At 59.8% G+C, this 17,216-nt stretch carries 17 protein-coding genes; 11 read left to right on the plus strand and 6 right to left on the minus strand.

The annotated features are described in order from the left end of the window. Positions 1 to 154 precede the first annotated feature (154 nt). The 9 genes from NMA52_RS06815 to NMA52_RS06855 all read left to right on the plus strand — a co-directional run bounded on the left by NMA52_RS06815 (position 155) and on the right by NMA52_RS06855 (position 9,080). Positions 155 to 1,192, plus strand: coding sequence for a rod shape-determining protein (locus tag NMA52_RS06815; protein WP_254826905.1), 1,038 nt, complete (start codon positions 155 to 157; stop codon positions 1,190 to 1,192). Beyond that, positions 1,193 to 2,011: a rod shape-determining protein MreC gene (gene mreC / locus NMA52_RS06820; protein ID WP_254826906.1), complete on the plus strand. Its 819-nt coding sequence runs from the start codon at positions 1,193 to 1,195 to the stop codon at positions 2,009 to 2,011. It abuts the gene before it with no gap. After that, positions 2,008 to 2,532 carry a hypothetical protein gene (locus NMA52_RS06825; protein ID WP_254826907.1) on the plus strand — a complete coding sequence of 175 codons (525 nt, stop codon included), beginning with the start codon at positions 2,008 to 2,010 and terminating at the stop codon, positions 2,530 to 2,532. The genes mreC and NMA52_RS06825 overlap by 4 nt, the downstream gene beginning before the upstream one ends. A gap of 10 nt (positions 2,533 to 2,542) precedes the next feature. Next, the gene (gene mrdA / locus NMA52_RS06830) at positions 2,543 to 4,423 is read left to right on the plus strand and encodes a penicillin-binding protein 2 (protein WP_254826908.1); all 1,881 of its coding nucleotides are present in this window, start codon (positions 2,543 to 2,545) and stop codon (positions 4,421 to 4,423) included. Between the two features lie 133 nt (positions 4,424 to 4,556). After that, the gene (locus NMA52_RS06835; protein ID WP_254826909.1) at positions 4,557 to 5,015 is read left to right on the plus strand and encodes a PA2169 family four-helix-bundle protein; all 459 of its coding nucleotides are present in this window, start codon (positions 4,557 to 4,559) and stop codon (positions 5,013 to 5,015) included. Positions 5,016 to 5,118: 103 nt separating this feature from the next. Continuing rightward, entirely contained in the window at positions 5,119 to 5,976 is an 858-nt protein-coding gene (gene purU, locus NMA52_RS06840) for a formyltetrahydrofolate deformylase (protein WP_254826910.1), read from the plus strand. 2 nt (positions 5,977 to 5,978) lie between these two features. After that, entirely contained in the window at positions 5,979 to 6,629 is a 651-nt protein-coding gene (locus NMA52_RS06845) for an ABC transporter ATP-binding protein (protein WP_254826911.1), read from the plus strand. Positions 6,630 to 6,637: 8 nt separating this feature from the next. Next, the gene (locus tag NMA52_RS06850) at positions 6,638 to 8,071 is read left to right on the plus strand and encodes a DUF389 domain-containing protein (RefSeq protein ID WP_254826912.1); all 1,434 of its coding nucleotides are present in this window, start codon (positions 6,638 to 6,640) and stop codon (positions 8,069 to 8,071) included. 37 nt (positions 8,072 to 8,108) lie between these two features. Further along, on the plus strand, positions 8,109 to 9,080 hold the full coding sequence (locus tag NMA52_RS06855; RefSeq protein WP_254826913.1) for a mechanosensitive ion channel family protein: 972 nt from the start codon (positions 8,109 to 8,111) through the stop codon (positions 9,078 to 9,080). A gap of 22 nt (positions 9,081 to 9,102) precedes the next feature. Here the strand turns inward: NMA52_RS06855 and NMA52_RS06860 are convergent, their stop codons facing one another. The 6 genes from NMA52_RS06860 to NMA52_RS06885 all read right to left on the minus strand — a co-directional run bounded on the left by NMA52_RS06860 (position 9,103) and on the right by NMA52_RS06885 (position 13,731). Continuing rightward, positions 9,103 to 9,513 carry an Hsp20/alpha crystallin family protein gene (locus tag NMA52_RS06860; RefSeq protein WP_254826914.1) on the minus strand — a complete coding sequence of 137 codons (411 nt, stop codon included), beginning with the start codon at positions 9,511 to 9,513 and terminating at the stop codon, positions 9,103 to 9,105. Positions 9,514 to 9,721: 208 nt separating this feature from the next. Next, positions 9,722 to 10,123, minus strand: coding sequence for a LysM peptidoglycan-binding domain-containing protein (locus NMA52_RS06865; protein ID WP_254826915.1), 402 nt, complete (start codon positions 10,121 to 10,123; stop codon positions 9,722 to 9,724). 40 nt (positions 10,124 to 10,163) lie between these two features. Further along, positions 10,164 to 11,798 (minus strand): Ig-like domain-containing protein, encoded by a 1,635-nt coding sequence (locus tag NMA52_RS06870; RefSeq protein ID WP_254826916.1) that lies wholly within the window; start codon positions 11,796 to 11,798, stop codon positions 10,164 to 10,166. Between the two features lie 96 nt (positions 11,799 to 11,894). Beyond that, positions 11,895 to 12,605 carry a phosphatidylcholine/phosphatidylserine synthase gene (locus NMA52_RS06875; protein WP_254826917.1) on the minus strand — a complete coding sequence of 237 codons (711 nt, stop codon included), beginning with the start codon at positions 12,603 to 12,605 and terminating at the stop codon, positions 11,895 to 11,897. Then, complete coding sequence (locus NMA52_RS06880) at positions 12,598 to 13,446, minus strand: hypothetical protein (protein WP_254826918.1); 849 nt, start codon at positions 13,444 to 13,446, stop codon at positions 12,598 to 12,600. Before NMA52_RS06880 ends, NMA52_RS06875 begins: the two co-directional genes overlap by 8 nt. After that, entirely contained in the window at positions 13,447 to 13,731 is a 285-nt protein-coding gene (locus NMA52_RS06885) for a hypothetical protein (RefSeq protein ID WP_254826919.1), read from the minus strand. A 116-nt stretch (positions 13,732 to 13,847) separates the two neighbouring features. Here NMA52_RS06885 and NMA52_RS06890 point away from each other — a divergent pair, with 116 nt between their 5' ends. Both NMA52_RS06890 and NMA52_RS06895 read left to right on the plus strand, forming a co-directional pair. Next, the gene (locus tag NMA52_RS06890) at positions 13,848 to 15,059 is read left to right on the plus strand and encodes an acetyl-CoA C-acyltransferase (RefSeq protein ID WP_254826920.1); all 1,212 of its coding nucleotides are present in this window, start codon (positions 13,848 to 13,850) and stop codon (positions 15,057 to 15,059) included. Continuing rightward, complete coding sequence (locus NMA52_RS06895; RefSeq protein ID WP_254826921.1) at positions 15,056 to 17,194, plus strand: 3-hydroxyacyl-CoA dehydrogenase NAD-binding domain-containing protein; 2,139 nt, start codon at positions 15,056 to 15,058, stop codon at positions 17,192 to 17,194. The genes NMA52_RS06890 and NMA52_RS06895 overlap by 4 nt, the downstream gene beginning before the upstream one ends. Positions 17,195 to 17,216 lie beyond the last annotated feature (22 nt).

Raw genomic sequence — 17,216 nt, forward strand, 5'->3', positions numbered from 1 at the left:
CCAGCGGGAACTACGGATAGCCGACGCCCCGGGTGACGGGACTTTTTGTCCTTGGGTACATTAGCTTCCGTCTGACTACCTTACAACCGGTTTGCCAAACTACCTTTGCGAACTGATATCAACGGGACCGCAGCGAGGTCCACAACTTAGGGGAATGCGCTTTCTAAACTTCTTTAAACAGGAGCTTGCCGTCGATCTCGGCACGGCCAATACACTTATCATACAGAACGGGGAAGTCGTCATCGACGAACCGTCGATCGTAGCCATCGACCGGAAATCCGAGGAGACCATCGCGGTCGGTCGCCGGGCCATGCAGATGCACGAGAAAACGCACGAGAATATCCAGACGGTGCGCCCGCTAAAGGACGGGGTGATCGCCGATTTTCGGGCCGCCGAGCAAATGATCAAGGGGCTGATTGACATGATCGGTCCCCGGCGCGCCTTCTTCTCTCACCTGAAGATGGTGATCTGTATCCCTTCCGGCATCACGGAAGTGGAAAAACGCGCCGTGTTCGAGAGTGCCGCCCGCGTGGACGCCAAGGAAACCTACCTGATCTACGAACCCATGGCCGCCGCCCTGGGCATCGGACTGGACGTGGAGGAGCCCGTCGGCAACATGATCATCGACATCGGGGGAGGAACCACCGAGATCGCCGTGATCGCCCTATCGGGAATCGTCAGCGACCAGTCCATCCGCATCGCCGGAGATGAGTTGACGCAGAATATCCTGAACTATATGCGCAAGACGCACAACATCCTCATCGGGGAGCGGACGGCGGAGCAGATCAAGATCCACGTCGGTAGTGCCCTGCCCGAACTGGACGACCCGCCGGCGGACTTCGCCATCAACGGTCGTGACCTGCTCAACGGCATTCCGCGGCAGATCACCGTCACCTACCAGGAGATCGCCGGAGCCCTCGACGAGGCGATTACTCAGATCGAGGATGCCGTCATTCGCGCCCTGGAGACCATTCCGCCCGAACTGGCGAGCGACATTTACTCCACCGGCCTTTACCTGACCGGCGGGGGTGCGATGCTGCGCGGGCTGGACCGTCGCCTCAGCAAGAAGACCCAACTGCCCGTACACGTCGCCGAAGATCCGTTGCTGGCGGTCGTTCGCGGCACGAGCAAGGCCCTGCAGGACACCCGTCGCTACAAGGCTATTCTGGTACCGGCAAGCAGCGTCAGCTAGATGGGGAGACTGCTGAGACTCATCATCAACAGCGGTGGCCTATTCACCTTTGCCATCCTCGAATTGTTGTGTCTCTACCTGATTGTTCACCACAACGACGGCCAGCGGGCCATCTGGCTGGAAACGAAATCGGTATACGGCAGCTTCCTTACCGAAAAGATCAACGAGAAACTGGCTTTTCTGGACGTGGCCCGGGAGAATGAAGTCCTGCGGCGGGAAAATGCCGCCCTGCTGGCGCGCATTCCGGGCTCGGAATACGACACCCGCATCGATACCGCATCGGTGACGGACTCCGCCTTTCAGCAAAGGTTCACCTACCTGGCCAGCCGCATCGTAAATAAATCGCCCTACGGCCCCTACAATACTCTGATCATCGACCGGGGTTCCAACCTGCAGGTGGAGCGCGGGCAGGGCGTGGTCACCGACGGGGGACTGCTGGGCATCGTCAGTGAGGTGACTCCCCGCCACGCCCGGGTCATCAGCATCCTGCACCTCGATACTCGGATCAGCGCGGGACTCGACAACAACGCCTTCGGTACCCTCCGCTGGGACGGGAAGGACCCCCGCCGGGTTACGATCACCGACATGCCGGACTACATACCGGTAGCACCCAACGATACGGTTTTCACCACGGGCTATTCCAACGTGTTCCCGACCGGTCTGCCGATCGGCACCGTGGAGTCCAGCGATCCCCTGCCCGGCACGGGGTCACAGAACCTGACCGTGGTCCTGCTGAATGACCCCCTGACGGCGGCGAACGGCTACGTCGTGCGTGATCTGTTCAAGGAGGAGCTGGACCGGCTAAATCGTGTACGATGAATACCTCGGCGGTCATCAACAGCGCGATCCGGTTCGTCGTCCTGCTCGTCGCCCAGGTCTTCATCTTCAACCAGGTCGCCTGGGGTTGGGGCGGAAAGGACTACCTGTTCGTGTTCGTCTACCCCCTTTTCCTGGCGATGCTTCCGCTGCGCACCCCCCGACCGTTGGTCATTCTGCTGGCCTTCCTCCTCGGACTCAGCGTGGATTTCTTCAGTGAAACATTGGGCTTACATGCGGGGGCGCTCACCTTTACCGCCTACGCGCGTCCGCTCCTCCTGCAGTTCGTGCAACCGCGGGACGGGTACAACATCAAGGCTAACCCCACCATTGCCGACCTGGGTAGCGGGTGGATGTACTCCTACTTGGCCCTGATCCTGGTCGTGCACCTGCTGGTCTTCTTTTTACTCCAGACCTTTTCCATCTTTTTCCTGGTCGATATCGTTCTAAAGACCCTCCTGAGTTTTCCCGCGAGTATCCTGGTGATGGTGATCCTCGTGCTTATCTTCAATCCTAAAGCTTAGTCCTTCCTGCATGCCCACCAAGACAGTTGACGTCCGGACCCTGAGTATCCGCGCCGTGATGATCGTCGTGCTGGCGCTCCTGCTCGGAAAGGCCTTTCACCTGCAGGTCGTCAGCAATACCTGGCGCACCCGCGCCGACGGTGTCGGTAACAGTCAGATCGATCAGTATCCCGCCCGCGGGCTGATGACCGACCGCAACGGTAAGTTGCTCACGATCAACGAGCCGATCTACCAGATCGAACTGACGTACAATCAGTTCGAGCGACGGGCCGCGGACTTTGATACGACCCGCTTCTGCGAGTTGCTCGGGATTACCCGCGACTACTTCGAAGGCGCCATTCCCGACCGGTGGGGAGGGAAGTACAGTCCCTCGAAGCCCTTTACCTTCCTGGCCAACGTCTCACCCGACGTCTACGCCACGTTCCAGGAGAACCTCTTCCAGTTTCCGGGCTTCTCGGCCAGCCTGCGTTCCTCGCGCAATTACCCCCATACCGTAGCCGCGCACTTACTCGGGTACATGGGCGAGGTCAGCCAGCGCACCATCGACCGTGGGGGCGGTAGGTACACCGGCGGGGACTATCACGGAATATCGGGGCTCGAATACCAGTACGAGCGCGAGCTCCGGGGAGAAAAGGGCAGCCGGCTGGTGTACCGGGATCGCCTGGGCCGTGAAGCCGGCGAGGTGCTGGATGGGGCACTGAACGTAGATGCTACGGTAGGTACCGATCTTATCACCACTATCGACCTGGACCTACAGGAATATGGGGAGGAGCTCATGGTAAACAAGATCGGCAGTGTCGTGGCATTGGAACCCTCCACCGGGGAGGTGCTTGCCATGATTTCCGCTCCGACCTACGACCCCCGCTCCCTGCGCATCGGCCGCAACCGCGGTAAATCCTTTACCCGCCTGCAGAACGACACCCTGCAACCGCTGCTCAACCGGGCCATCAACGGTAAGTACCCGCCCGGCTCCCCCTTTAAGACCCTGGTTGCCCTCATCGCCATGGAAACGGGCACCCTTACGCCTGACCGCGGAATTTCCTGCCCCGGCGGTTTCGCCAGCGGTGGACGGGTACTCCTGGGCTGCCACAACCATCCCTACTGCACCAACGTGGAGGATGCCATCGCCCAGAGTTGCAATGCCTACTTCGTGACCGCCTGGCTCGAGAACATCAACCGCTACGGCGGCCTAACCCCCGAGAAGGGCCTGGACGAATTCAACGAGTACCTCTACCAATTCGGGCTTGGCAGCAAACTGGGGATCGACTTTCCGGGGGAGATCGCCGGCAACGTGCCTACCTCTACTTACTATACCGATCGCTTCGCGGAAGATCAGTTCTGGCGCGCCATCTGGATCCGCTCGTTGGCCATCGGTCAGGGGGAGTACGAACTGACGGCCCTGCAGACCGCAAACTTCGTGGCGGCCATCGCCAACCGGGGCCACTGGTACACTCCGCACCTGGTGAAGCAGGTCCAGGAAGGAAACGAGGGAGTGGCCCGCACGGTCACCGCCGAACGCCACGACATCGATATCGACCGGGACCACTTCGAAACCGTCGTACGGGGCATGCGCAAGACCGTCACCGAGGGTACCGCCCGGGTGGCCGACGTGCCGGGCATCGACATCTGCGGAAAGACGGGGACCATCCAGAATAGCTACGGGGACCACTCGAGCTTTGTCGCCTTCGCGCCGGCCGACGACCCGAAGATCGCCATCATGGTTTACGTGGAGAACGGCGGATTCGGCGGCTCGGTGGCAGCGCCCATCGCCAGCCTGATGATCGAAAAATACCTGAACGGGGAGATTGCCGAGAACCGGAAGTGGGTCGAAACCCGCATGCTGGAGAAGGACATGACCAACCGGGGGGAAAGCACCATTCGGGTCAAGTAAGAATTTAGGGGACGAACGAACGTCTGTGAATGAGCTTGCGTTGTAAAACCGGAGCCCGGCTACGGCCGGATCCACCGAAAGTATTTTATAACCAACCGTGTGGGGTCGTCCCCGCACGCCAAATTCACCACGAATGGACAACACAAGCAAAGATCAAGTAAAAGGCCTCAACCGACTCATCACCACGCTCTACGACGGAGAAAACGGATATAAGGAAGCCGCCGAGGAAGTGGACAGCGTGTCGCTCGCTACCAAATTCCGTGAGCTCAGCCAGCAGCGCTACAACTTCGGCCACGAAATCAAGCCGTTCATTACCCGCCTCGGCGGTGAAGTGGACAAGGGTGGAAGTACCGGCGCCGCGTTACACCGTGCCTGGATCGACATCAAGTCCGCCCTCTCCACCCAGGACGAGGCCGCCGTACTCAAGGAGTGTATCCGTGGAGACGAGAGCGCCATCGAAACCTACCGCGACGTGGCCGGGGATACTGCCCTGAGTGCCGACGCCCGTCAGGTGCTACAGCGCCACCTGCAAACCTTCGAGCGCACGGTTTCCGAACTGAAGCAGCTCGCGCGTAGCTACGAGAACGCATAAGCCCGGTTCCAACGGTCCACGGACCTAGGTTCCGACTAAGCCTCCCCTTCGCATCGAGGGGGAGGCTTTTCTTATCTTGCGCCCGCTAAACCTCCTTCCCCCCTTGTCCGACAGCGCTATTCTCCTGATCCATTGTCCCGATCAAGCCGGCCTCGTCGCGGAGGTCACCGAGTTCGTCCACAAGAATCGCGGTAACATCCTGGATCTGGACCAACACGTCGACCGGGAGCTCAACCACTTCTTCATGCGGGTGGAGTGGGATCTGGAAGGTTTTCTGATCCCCCGCGATAAGATCAACGACTACTTTGACACCCTGATCGGAAAAACGTACACCATGAAGTGGCAGCTTCACTTTACGGAGCGACGCCCCCGGATGGCTATTTTCGTGAGCAAGGCAAGTCACTGCCTGTATGATCTGCTGCAGCGACACGGCACCGGGGAGTTCGACTGTGAGATCACCGCCATCGTGAGTAATCACCGGCAGCTGGAGTACATCGCCGAACGTTTCGAAATTCCGTTCCACTACCTGCCGATCACCCGCGCCACCAAGGCCGATCAGGAAGCCCGGACCGATCATCTGCTGCGGGAACTGGAAACCGATTTTATCGTACTGGCCCGGTACATGCAGATCCTTTCCGATGATTTTTGCCGCAAGTGGCCCCACCGGATCATCAATATTCATCACTCTTTCCTGCCCGCCTTCAAGGGGGCCCGCCCTTACCACAGCGCCTTCGAACGGGGGGTGAAGCTGATCGGCGCCACGAGCCATTACGTGACGGCTGACCTCGACGAGGGTCCTATCATCGCACAGGCCGTGGAGACGGTCAACCACCGCCACGGTATCGAGGACCTGAAACGCATCGGCAAGGACGTGGAAAAGCGGGTTCTCAGTCGGGCCGTTTACCTGCAGCTCCAGCACCTGATCCTCCCCTTCGGCAACCGGACCATCATTTTCAACTAAGCATGTTACAAGCCACGAATATTAGAAAGAGCTACGGCGAACTGGCCGTGCTGCGCGGCGTGGACCTGAGCGTGCAGCCCGCCGAGATCGTAAGCATCGTCGGGAAAAGCGGCGCCGGCAAGAGCACGTTGCTGCACATTCTGGGTACGCTAGACCGGCCCGACACCGGTCGACTGACCATCGGGGGCGAGGATGTGTTCGAGATGAATAACAAGCGCCTGGCCGCCTTCCGCAACGAACGCATCGGCTTCGTCTTCCAGTTTCACCACTTACTGCCGGAGTTTACGGCGCTGGAGAACGTCTGTATTCCCGGCTACATCGGGAAGCGTGACCAGCAGATGACCGAACGCCGTGGCCGGGAACTGTTACAGTACCTGGGCCTCTCCGACCGGGCCAACCACAAGCCCGGGCAAATGAGCGGTGGCGAACAGCAGCGCGTAGCCGTCGCTCGCGCGCTCATCAATGAGCCGGCCATCGTGTTCGCCGATGAGCCCAGCGGCAACCTCGACTCCGGAAGCTCCCAGGAATTACACGACCTGCTCTTCCGGCTACGCGAGGATTTCTCCCAGAGCTTCATCATCGTGACCCACAACGAAGAACTGGCACAAATGAGTGATCGGCGCCTGGAAATGAGCGACGGCATTCTAGTTTAGTACGTCCCATGGAAAAGAATCAGGGTAAGCAGGGATCTTCCGAAGTCAGCCCCGGCGACGGCGATATCAAACGGTGGTTCCGGGAGTTCATGGATCTGCGGGAGGGCAGCGACCGGGAGGGGGCGGTGCAGACGATCGTGAGCGGCAAGCTCATGCGGGGCAGCAACGCCTGGATGCTGGTGTGCTCCATCATGATCGCCAGCCTCGGACTCAACCTCAACTCCGGCGCCGTGATTATCGGTGCCATGCTCATCTCGCCGCTGATGAATCCCATTCTCGGCATCGGACTCGGCGTGGGGACCAACGACCGGGGCATGCTCGGCATCGCGCTGCGCAACTTCGGGGTAGCCATCGCCATCGCCCTCATTACGAGCTCGGTCTACTTTTTCTTCACCCCCCTCGACCTCTTTACCCCCGAGATGCGGGCCCGCACGGAGCCGACCATTCTGGATGGGCTCATCGCCGTCTTCGGGGGGCTCGCCGGAATTATATCCGTGACCCGCGCCGATAAAACCAACGCCATCCCGGGGGTAGCCATTGCCACGGCCCTGATGCCACCGCTCTGCGTAGCCGGTTACGGTCTGACGGTGGGCCTCAAGACCGGCGGGGATTTCACCATCTTCTGGCGGTCGTTCTACCTGTTCTTTCTGAACTCCTTCTTCATTGCCGCCACGGCATACCTCATCATCCGGCTTCTGCGCTTTCCCTTCCGGAAGTACATGAACAAACAGGAAAACCAACGGAGCCAACTGGTTATCGGCGTCATCAGCGTTCTGATGATCCTTCCGGGATACTACATCCTGCGCGACGTACTGACCCGGCAGCGGGAAGCCCGTGCGGTAGAGGAGTTTACCGCGAAATACTTTCCCACCAGTGCCAGTTCGTCCATATTCGACCGCCGCAACCCCGCCGAACCGCTGTTGATCTACCCCGTGACCAATCGCAGGGTACCCACCGATAGTCTACCCATATACAGTGAAATGCTGCAGTCCCCACCCTACCGGGTCCCCGGCGCACGGGTGGTGGTCGATACCAGCTACAGTCCCTCCGAACTGGCCGGTATCAAGGGCGAACTGGCCACCCTCGAAGACATCAATATGCGGCTGCAGACCCTCGAGCAGGCGGAGATCACTTCCCAACGCGAGCAGCAGCGCATCGTGGAGGAACTGACCGGCTACCGGATGGACAGCGTCGACTTTATCAGTTTCTCCCAGCAGTTCATGCTGGCCTTTCCGAGAGTACAGCAAGTTCGCCTTGCCCGCGCCCAGAGCACCCAGCGATCCGGACCCGACGATGCCGTTCCCTACGACGAGCACCTCCCCATGGTATCCATTCGGGAAACACCCGCTCCGGCCGATGCCCAGGAAGAAGGTCGAATGCGCCAGTTCATCAAGCTCCAACTCGGCCTGGATACCCTCTTACTCGTACACGAGGCGCGGTAGGGCCAAACCTAGTTCCCCCCACCCCGGTTGTGCGGATATGGAAGACGAAGTAAAGGGCCTGGGCACGGTATTTATCGATTACTGGAACCAATTTTTGGAGGCGGTGCCGGGGCTGATCCTGGCCCTGATCATTATCGTGGTCGGGATATTCATCGCCCGCCAGATCGCCAGTTTCTTCGGCAATAAGATTCTCGGTCGTATGGAAGATCCGCTGATGGGACGATTCCTCGTGACCTCCCTCCGCCTGCTGATCATTATCGGGGCCGTGCTGCTGGGTCTGCGCGCGGCCGGTCTCAGCGGAATCGCCGGTGCCCTTTTCGGTGCATTAGGAGCCAGTGCGGTGATCCTGGGCTTCGCGTTCCGGGACATCGGTGAAAATTTTATCTCCGGGATCATTCTCGCCTTTAACCGCCCCTTCGACATCAACGACACCATCCGGGTGGTCGATCACTTCGGCAAGGTCAAGAGCCTCCAGTTTCGGTATACCCACATCAAGACCTTCGACGGTAAGGATGTGTACATCCCGAATTCCGATGTCCTGACCGAACCGGTGCAGAATTACACCGCCGACGGATTCATACGTTACGATTTCGTCGTGGGCATCGCGTACGAAGACGACATCCAGGGCGCCAAGGAGGTAATCCAACACGTGCTCGACCATAATGAACTCATCATTCGGGACGACGACCACATCAATTTTGTCGCCGAGGATGAGCTCGCCGCCAGTACGGTGAATCTGCGCGTGTACTTTTGGGTAAACACCAAGGACTTCCGCGCCGGGGCGCTCCAGGTCAGGGGGGAGGTGATCCGCGACATCAAAAATGCCATCGACGCCAATAACTACAACCTGCCCGCCGACATTACGGAAATCAAACTCTACGGCAGCGAGCGGGATATTCCCCTACGCATCGAATTTGACAATACACCCAATTCGGAAGCGGAAAACCTGCCCCCACGTGCCCAAAAGAAAGGAGTCGATCCCGGCAAACCGGAATCGACTCCTCAGTAATGTAGTGGCCTAAGTCCTCCGCTTATGCTACGGCGATCTGACGAACCTGCTTGGTTACCGGTTCGCGCTTCGGCAGCGTGAGGCGCAGTAAGCCGTCTTCATAATTCGCTTCGATGGCGGTATCGTCGATGACCTCGTCGTTCAATTTGAATCGGCGGGAAAAATCATTGGTCTCGAACTCCCGGCGGACGTACTTCACGTCCGGCTCATCGCCGGTCTTCTCCATCGTGTAGGAGACCTCCAGCGTTCCTTCGAAAAAGTCGACGCTGAACCATTCCTTGTTACGACCCGGAGCGTACATCTCGAGCGTGAAGTGATCTTCGTGCTCGATAATGTTCACGGCCGGACGAGCCGTCTGCGCCGTACGCGTGCGCTGATCGTCAAAGAAACGGAAGGACGCCGGAAAGGGGCGGTTAGAACTGATGATGTTCATGGTAGATGGATTAATTGATGGTTTGTCCACCCCTAAGCAATCTGGATGCCAAGGAATCACGAACGGAACTACAGGACATAATGTCACTTCAGTTTAAAATAACAAGACATTTTGTCACCACATAATTACGGTGCCGCTCCCCGCAACGCAAAATGCCGCGCTCGGGACTCGAGCGCGGCATTCGCATACTGGTTTTTATTCCGTTGATTTAGGCATCAGGCTTACGACCATCCGGGAAGGGGATCGTAAGTTCCTGACCGGGAAAAATCTTGTTGGGATCATCCAGTTGATCCGTATTGGCCGCGTATATCTTCTTGTAGGCCATCGCGTCACCGTAGTATTCCTTCGCCATTTTGGAAAGGCTATCTCCCTTTTGCACCGTGTGCTTCGCGTAATAGGCGTGGTTGCTCACCTTGATATCGGCTTCGATGTCCCGGGGGTTTTCGCCACCAATTCGTTTGATCTCATCCCACATCAGATCTTTTTGTCGCTGGGTTTCCACGATGCCCCCTACGCGCAGTCGGCCGTCAGCTTCCTCGATGTAGCCGTTTTTGGTGTTGAACTTTTCGCCCATATCGAGGACGCTGCGGTACTTATTCTGTAGACTCATGCTTGCATAGGTTAGTGTTCTGTGGCAACGGCCGCCTGCATCAGTTGTTCTCCAGGTCCACCGTTTTCTCTACCTCCCAGTTTGCCCGTAGTGGTTCGATCTCGAAGCGCTGCACGACTTCCGGTTGGAGACCGAAACGCAGGTCGCCGGCGTCGTAGCGGCCGTTGTTGTTGCTGTCGTACACCAGTTCCATACGGTAAGTACCCGGTTTCAGGCTGCGGTACACGGCGGTGTAGGTAAACCGGCGGTCGACGTAGCGCCGACTACCGACGATGACGTTACCGGAGTCGTCGATCAGCCGAAGAATGTAGCTGACGGCACCGTTCAGGTTAACCAGATTTATGGTCAGATCCCCGTAACTCTCCCGGCTGTCGATATTTAGCGTACGTACGATAGAGTCTGCATTGGTCCGGGCGTACCAGTCGGTAACCGCGCCGGGAAGCAGTTCCAGCCGGAAGGGGGCGGCCCCATCACCACCCGCGAACAGGAGCAGGCGGGTGGGGTCCAGCGTGTCGATCTCGTACCGTGGGCTCAATCGCTGCGGCAGGGTGTCGCGAAAAAGATTCATACGTGAGGTGTCCAGGGATTCGAGGGGGCGGTTAAATACCAACGTGATGCCTTCCCCGGGGTTTACCCGGCTGGAAGATCGGCCTACGGTCGTGAGCGGCGGCAATTCTTCCGCTCCCACTCCGGTACCGGAAACAACGAGGGTATCGGTGTACGCACTGTCTCTGCCCAGGAGGATGGTATCCGCGGCCGGCTCCCGGTAGAAGAGACGGATGGTATCGCCGACATCGCTGCGGAGATAGGATCGCCGCGATCGGAGATCTACGTTGCGGGCCGGCTGGTTAACGCCGATCTTCACTATTCCGAAGCGGTCCGTTTCCGCTTCCGTGATCCTCGGCGTTACGGGAACCGCGGAGATGCGTAGCGTGCCGATCGGATTGTCGTCGTCCACGACCGTTACCGTGCTGTCGAGGTAGCCCACCGCCGTCGGAGGAAATACCCCCGCATAGTCAGCGAAGTAGGTGGTTGCCCCGGTACTGCGGAGGAGGGCTACGGCCCGGTACCGTCCGGGCTTAACGTTGCTGACGGTAAACGCTCCCTGCTTGTCGGTGATCGCGAAGTAGGTGGGGTTTTCGGTGTACACTGCCGTATCCGCGAGATTGCCGTAGAGGGTAAAGGTGGCACCGTCTACCGGTTCCCCGCTGAATGCATCGACCACGGTGCCGCTGACGGAGGCGGTGTCCAGCACCGGGCCGGTGGCGAAAACGAACCGAAGGTTTTTGGTGGGATTTCCCTCATTGAGGTCCTTGATGGCCGCGCCGATGTTGACGACGTAAGTCACGTTGTCGAGCAGCGTGAGGCCTTCCAGCGGAATGATCAAACTGCGCCGCTGCAGTACGGGCCGGTTGTCGCCGCGAAGATCCAGGGGCGGGGAAATGATGATCTGTTGCTGGGGGTCGAGTTGTACCCATTCGTCGAAGGTGAGCACGATGCGCTCCGGACGAAAGTTCGTCTGAAAATTGGGGGTCGACTTTTCCAGGATCAGGCGCGGGCCGATGGAATCGACGTCACCACCCCGGGGCGGCGTCGGCGTAGCGCAGTGCTGCAGACTGACCGATTGGGCTACGAGTGCCAGCAGGAAAAAGAGGGCGGCAAGCAGCTTGCGCATTGGTGAGGTCGGTTCGTTCGGGGTAGGAAGAAGACGCCCGGTAAGTTGAGAAAGTTGGCGGTTACCGGTCAGGTGGGGAGCATCGCTCGACGGTAACTACCGCTGCTCCCGCGCGCCGCCGCCCGCAAAGGTATCCACCCCGGCGAGTATGGCGTAGTAAACGATGGTGACCAGGCAGACGATGCGCCAGAACGGACTGCTCTCCGGATAGTACCAGACATTCATGACGGCCGAACCGATGAAGGCGCACGTAGCCGCCAGGGTAAGGGGCCACCACCGCCCGCCCCGGCTCGGATAAGCGAACAGGATCGGCAGAAAGTGCATGATGGCGAAGGTAAACACCAGCGTAACCTGCACCCATTCGGGCCAGCCGGGAATCACGAAGATCAGCAAGTATACCACCATATTCCACAGGGCGGGGAAGCCCACGAAGTGCTTGCCGTCCGCGCTTACCATCCCCTCCTTCCCGTAGTACAGGGCGGCCGAAAGCAACATCGCGAAGGCACCCGCGAGCCGGTAAGGGTACTGTAGATCGGCTGCCGCGTAAAAGAAGTACGCCGGCAGAATAGCGTAGGTGAAAAAGTCGATCACGTAGTCGATCGTCTTTCCGCTGACGCGGGGCAGCACTTCTTCGACCTTCGCCAGGCGGGCGAAAGTTCCGTCGATGCCGTCGATGACCAGGGCAACCAGCACCCAGAACATGGCCAGCCGGTAGCCGCCCTCGGTAACGGCCAGCAGTCCCATGAAGCCGGCCAGCAGGCCCGATGCCGTAAAGATGTGTACGGACCAGGCCGCTATTTTACGCATGGGGTTTCCTTTTAGCGGCACGCCGTTCGGCTTTGCGGAGTTCCTCCTCGCTCATGCGGTAGCCGACCAGGTGAAGGTCGCTTTTTTCGCGCAACACGATGGCGGCCGCGACCGACGTGACCAGCGGCCCGAGAATAGTGCCCACCACTGGCACCTTGAGTATAAGGAAAAGCGGAAGGCCCAGTCCGAGGCAGATGCCGATGTAATTGCGCCACAGGTGCCGCAGACTTTGCTGGATGGTCAGGTCGAATTGTTCGTTGTAGTTGTCGGCGATGGCGTAGCCCAGAATCAACGACTGCACCCCGATCGCGAACCACCACTCCAGGGTGGCGGGTAACAAAGAGTCTCCCAGATTGACGAGCGTTTCCTGAGCGACGAGGGCCATGATCGACACTTTGATCATGCGCTTCTGTGCCTGAAGGAAGGGTTTGAAGGTATGAGCTTCGGCCACGTCCCGGTTCACCACGACCTGAAGACTGCGCCGCATAAAGTGATAAATGACCACTTCGAGCAGTACCAAAACTACCCAGTTGAGGGCGCCCTCGGAGAGGCTTTCGTACCCCTTGACCGCCAGACGGTATACCAGGCTGTCGGCCCCGATGGCCATGGCGTACAGGGGCTCATCGGAGTGGTTCTGCAACCAGTCGAGGACCTCGGAGATCATGGTCAGACCGAGCAGGACGCCGACGATCACCAGTCCCCGGGCCACCCAGCCGTAATCGCGCAAACCTTCCCAGAGCCGGTGGTTGCGCATGAACCGCCAGGCCCGCGGAAACGACAGCAGCGTATAAAAGAACTCGTGAACGCCGTAGCGAAATCGTGTCGGGCGATCGCGCTCCATTTAGCTCTCGGTGAGGCCCTGACAGCGGGCGAGTTCCTGGCGGAGGCGATCGTTTTCCGCCCGCACTTCTTCCACGCTTTCGAAGGTAGCCGGTGCGTCGCGGGCGGTGGAGGGTGGAGCTTCGTATCGTTCGGCGGGGGCGGGATCGTCCATACCCAGCCAGCCCTTCACGTTGGCGACGGGATCTTCCCCGTTGTAGAGCGAGGCACCCACGTAAACGACGGGTAAAGCGATGATCAAAAATATGAGGAGCCGGCTGAAGCCGGTGAGTCTGTTCCGTGGCATGTGGCGAGATTTTCCGTGAAAATAATGTGGCGGGTACGCGGGAGCAAAGGTAAGTCTACGAAAGCCGTGGATTGAACGACGTATATTGTCGCGCCACCACTAACCCCCCGCTCGCCTTGCCCACCGAAGCCTTTATCTACGATGCGCTGCGCAGTCCCCGGGGCCGCGCCACCTACCCCGCCGACCTCTACGAAGTCAAACCGATCGAACTGCTCGCCCAGTGCCTCACCGCCTTTCAGCGCCGCAGCGGGCGGGAGGATCTACCCACCGAAATCGACGACCTCGTCATCGGCTGCAATACCCCGGCCGGCGACCAGGGCTACAACATCGCCCGGGCGGCCCTGCTGTACGCGGGATGGGGCAAGGCGCGGGGCGGACTCCAGATCAACCGCTTCAACACCAGCGGACTGGAGGCCATCAACCTGGCCGCGGCGCGCATCACGGCCGGTTACGGGGAGACCATTATCGCCGGAGGGTTGGAGGTAATGTCGCGGGTGCCGACCTACCTCAACAGCGGGCCGATGATGAACGACCCCGCCACGGTGATCAACAGCCACTACATCCCCCAGGGAGTGGCCGCCGACCTGGTGGCCAGCACCCACGGCCTTACCCAGGCCGATCTGGATGCCTACGCCCTGCGCAGCCACGCGAAGGCCTCCGCGGCACGGGAGGCGGGCTACTTCCGCCCGAGTATGGAAGTGATCACCGACCAGAACGGCATCCCCATTCTCGAGGAGGATGCGCTTCCGAATCCGCAGCTGACCGCCGAATCCCTGGCCGCACTCGAGCCTCGTTTCGCCGAAATGGGCCTGGCCGGCTTCGATGAGATGGCCCTCCACCGCTTCCCCCTCGTCGACCACGTCGATCACCTGCACACCAACGGCAATACGAGTCCGGCCGCCGACGGTTGTGCCCTCTGTCTGCTCGGCAACCGGAAGGCCGGCGAGCGACTCGGACTTAAACCCCGGGCGCGCATCCGGGCCGTAGCGATGTCGGCCGTAGACGCTACCCTCCTCACCGGCGGCGTGAACGCCAGCGACCTGGCCCTGCAGCAGGCCGGATTACGGAAGGATGACATCGACCTGTGGGAGTTTAACGAATCCTTCGCCGCCCCCTCCATCCGTTTTCAGCAACGGTTGTCCATCGACGACGACCGGCTCAACGTACTGGGCGGCAGCATCGCCCTCGGCGAGCCCCTCGGCGCCGTCGGGGGCATGATGCTGTGCCAGATCCTGGATGAACTCGAGCGCCGCGATCTGACCCTGGGCAGCCTGACCATCGACGCGGGGGCGGGGCTGGCGGTTTCCACCATCATCGAACGACTATGATCCACTACCGGAAAGACACCGACCACATCGTCACGCTCATCCTCGATATGTCGGGCCGGTCGGGCAACCTGCTGAACCACCAGATCGTAGCCGCCTTCGCGCCGGTCATCGAGCACCTGAAAAAGGAGAAAGCGGCCGGTAAGCTCAACGGGGTGATCATCACCTCGGCCAAACAGGATTTTCTGGAGAGCGGCGACCTTGACTACCTCTACCGACTGGAAGAGCCGCTGCGGGCATTCGACGCCGCCCAGCAACTTAAAAAATTCTTGCGGGACCTGGAAGTACCGGGGGTACCCGTCGCCGCCGCCATCAACGGCGATGCACTCGGCACCGGCTTCGAACTTACGCTGGCCTGTCATTACCGGATCGCCATTGCGGACAACAAATTACGTATGGGGCATCCGGAGGTAAAGATCGGCCTGATCCCCAGTGGTGGAGCCATCATTCGGCTCATGTGGCAACTGGGAATCGAACGGGCGTACCCGCTGCTGCTAGAGGGTCGTAGGTATAGCCCCCAGGAAGCCCTCAAGGTGGGCATCATCGATGAATTAGCCGCCGATCGGGAAGAAATGTTGGCACGGGCCAAACGGTGGCTGCTCGAAAACCACGACGTTCGCCGCCCCTGGGACGACCCCAACGGCAGTATTCCCGGAGGAACGGCCGCCGACCCCAATCTGGGCCACCGCATTCGCCTCCTGACGGCCCGGCTTTCGGCTCACACCAACGACCTCTACCCCGCCAAACGCGCCATCATCGACCTGCTGGCCGAAGGAAGCAAACTGGACTTCGCGACCGCCTACCGGCTCGACAGCCGGTACTACGCCCGGGTAGCCACTAACCCCGTCACCAAGAATATGATCTCCACCTTCTGGTTCGACAAGCAGGCCGTGCGTCGGGGCGTGGGCCGACCCAAAGGGTACGGCAAGTTCCGGGCCCGGAAGGTAGGAATCATCGGGGCGGGCCAGATGGGTTCCGGTATCGCCTTCCTTTGTCTGCGCAACGGTTTGGAAGTGGTCCTGAAGGATGTAAGTCAACCCATTGCCGACCGGGGTAAGGAATTCGTCGGGGACAAAATTGACGAATACATCGAGCGGGGCACCTTCCAGCCGGAGGAGCGCGAACAACTTCTCGCAAGGATCACCACCACCAACCAGAGCACTTTGTTTGCGGATTGCGACATCGTAGTGGAGGCGGTTTTCGAAAATAAGTCGGTAAAAACCAAGGTGACCCGCGAGGCGGAGGAGCACCTGGACGAGTATTCGGTCTTCGCGACGAATACCCTCTCCATCCCGATCACCGAGTTGGGTAAGGAGAGCATGCGACCGGAGAACTACGTGGGCTTACACTTCTTTTCTCCCGCCGAAAAAACATCCGTCGTCGAAGTGGTGGTAGGTGACGCGACCAGCGACGAAACGGTGGCCCGCGCCTTTGATTTTGCCATCGGGATCCGCAAGCTTCCCGTCGTGGTCAAGGATAGCTGGGGCTTCTTTGCCGCACGGGTCCTGAATACCTACATCCTGGAGGGCATCACCATGCTGCGGGAGGGTTACCCCGCCGCCCTGATCGAAAACATGGGCCGTCAGGCCGGCATGAAGTCCGGCCCCCTGGCGCTGGCCGACGATCTCGGGCTCAAGCTGGTCCTGCGCTACGAGCAGCAGGCGGCCGAGCACTACGGACAGCGCTACCTGCAGCACCCGGCCGTTCCGGCACTCGAGCTGATGCGGGACGAACTGGAGCGCAGCGGAAAAAGCAAGCGGGTGGGCTTTTACGATTACGACCTCGGCGACAAGCCCCGCTTGTGGATGGGCCTGGCCCAGCACTTTCCCGTGACGAAAGAGGACTACGACCGCCCCCGGATGAAGGATCGTTTCCTCTTCGCCCAGGTGATCGAAGCGGGTTGGTGCCTGCAGGAGAACGTGATCGGGCACATCGAGGCCGCGAACCTGGCGAGCGTATACGGCTGGGGCTTTCCCGGGTATACCGGGGGCGTCATGCGCTATATTTATAGTTACGGGCACCAGGCGTTCATCGATCGCTGCGGGGAACTGAAGGAACGCTACGGCCAACGATTTACCGTACCCAAGTACCTCCGGAAGCTGGATGTTTCTACGTTGGCACCGGCCCAGCCCGAGTGATTTATTCCATATAAGAAATTTT

Origin of the sequence: Lewinella sp. JB7 (genome assembly GCF_024297185.1) — a bacterium.
Taxonomy (GTDB): domain Bacteria; phylum Bacteroidota; class Bacteroidia; order Chitinophagales; family Saprospiraceae; genus Neolewinella.